Source organism: Gilliamella sp. M0364 (genome assembly GCF_016100565.1).
Classification (GTDB): domain Bacteria; phylum Pseudomonadota; class Gammaproteobacteria; order Enterobacterales; family Orbaceae; genus Gilliamella; species Gilliamella apis.
In genome coordinates, this window is the sequence record NZ_JACFSF010000021.1 from 1 (window position 1) to 1,079 (window position 1,079).

Consider the following 1,079-nt stretch of genomic DNA (forward strand, 5'->3'; position numbering starts at 1 on the left):
ACCACAGCCAACAGCGGATATTTGCTCTGCCAGACCTCTGTTAGAATATAACGGCGAACGTGCTGGTCCTTTTTCTATGTGGGACCCAGGTTTGGGTTTTCTTGTTCAGTCATCCGAACCGTCATCTTATGGTTTGAATTTTCCTACTACTGGCGCAGATGGTTTATATTTTGATTTAGTGTTAGGTAGTATTGATACGCAATTAACTTGGGATCCTGTTTCTCCTAAGGGCGATATTAAAGCGACTATGACCTATTTAAATAGCTCAGACCCTAGTCTTGTCCGAGTCACCTTAAATGGTCCCGTGGCTACACCGCAGCAATGGCGTGTAGATAATCCGGGTTGGGCCGGTGAGAAGATAATTGCTCCATCATTGCCTCAGACATTTGAGTTGGTGGGTAAAGGTAAAGATAGTCACAATAATGATATCGTGTTGAAGTATGGTTTTGTGTTAAAGCAGTGGTTTGTCAACCGAGGTAATAAATCAGCGGTAGCTTCCATACAGGGATCATGGTGTCTTAATCTAGGTCTAGGTTTAGGTTATCGCCTTGCACACCTTAGAGAATTAACTAACGCAAGGTGTTCTAGCTCGAAAGATTACTGCCCTAAAAATGATTATCCATCAAATGGTACTGGTTATTCACGACGAATTGGTGCTGGACTCGTTGCTGAGTGGGGTTCTCTGGACCGATACTCTAATGCTAATTTCATATATGCTAAACCCTATTGGTCAAGTGAACCGGTTCCAACTGATGCGGAAGGCAAAGAGACGAGCGAAAGCACCACCCAGTACGCCGCGACCGTTAGTACTGGTACAATCAGTCGTCTTAGTAAGATATATCCCTATGTTGGTGCAATTTGCGCCGTAGGGGATAAGATAATAATTAAAGATGAATAAATTTATTAGCGCCTTAAAAAGGCGCTAATTGACGTGGCTGATAAAAATACGACACAACTTAATTATTTGCACCTGCATTTTTTTCAACGTGGGGGGAAATGAGTTATTATGCTGGTGCTAACTTGTTTGGTCGTAGTAACTGGAACGATGAAACTTCAAACGACAGTTATGATCACTATAT

The 1,079-nt window shown here is 42.4% G+C and carries 1 protein-coding gene; it reads left to right on the forward strand.

From position 1 onward, the window contains the following. A partial coding sequence (locus H3U96_RS11065; protein ID WP_198196701.1) for a hypothetical protein occupies positions 1 to 898 on the forward strand: 898 nt, incomplete at its 5' end. Positions 899 to 1,079 lie beyond the last annotated feature (181 nt).